This is a genomic window from Mycobacterium sp. E2238 (genome assembly GCF_001672665.1).
Lineage (GTDB): Bacteria > Actinomycetota > Actinomycetes > Mycobacteriales > Mycobacteriaceae > Mycobacterium.
The window spans coordinates 1-653 of record NZ_LZKF01000032.1 but is presented as its reverse complement, the minus strand read 5'-3'; the positions used below and the strand labels follow the sequence as shown (position 1 = coordinate 653).

1 protein-coding gene is annotated in these 653 nt (G+C 72.9%); it reads right to left on the bottom strand.

The features are described 5' to 3' along the window. Positions 1–65: 65 nt before the first annotated feature. Positions 66–560 (bottom strand): hypothetical protein, encoded by a 495-nt coding sequence (locus tag A5711_RS02740; RefSeq protein WP_197520728.1) that lies wholly within the window; start codon positions 558–560, stop codon positions 66–68. Between the last annotated feature and the right edge of the window lie 93 nt (positions 561–653).

Sequence of the window (653 nt, the reverse complement as noted above, 5' to 3'; positions counted from 1 at the left end):
CGAATCGATGACGGCGCGCCCGGACGGGCTGTTCCTGGTGGGCTCGGACGTCGACATTCCGTACATCAAGCCGGCGCGGGCGGGACGGACGCGGGCGGCGGCGGGATCGCGGCTGGCGGCGGCGGAGCCTGGTTGGTCGGGGCCACAACGTTTTGGGTGATGTCGGGGCGTTGCGGCGCGTGCGGCCGGATGTCGACGGCCAGCGCCACGGCCAGCGCCACGACACCGCCGACGAATATCAGCGTCGCGGCGACGACGGCAAGCACCGATCTCCGGCTGCGTCGCTCGCGCGAGTGTGCGGCGGACTCGCCGTCGGTGCCGGTCGCCCGCGACTTTCCGGTCGTCGACTCGGCGCTGTAGGCCAGCTCGCGGCTGTCAGCCGAGAGATCCCCCGCGTGGGGCATCGCGATCGTGGACGGCGCGCCCAACTGCGCGTTGGCCGCCGCCAGCGACGCGCCCCGCGCCAACGCCATCTCGGGTTCCTCGGGCGTGGTCACCGACAGCGACGTCACCGCTTCGAGCGCCGGCTTGATGTACGGAATGTCGACGTCCGAGCCCACCAGGAACAGCCCGTCCGGGCGCGCCGTCCACGATCGCGATGCCCCACGCGGGGGATCTCTCGGCTGACAGCCGCGAGCTGGCCTACAGCGCCG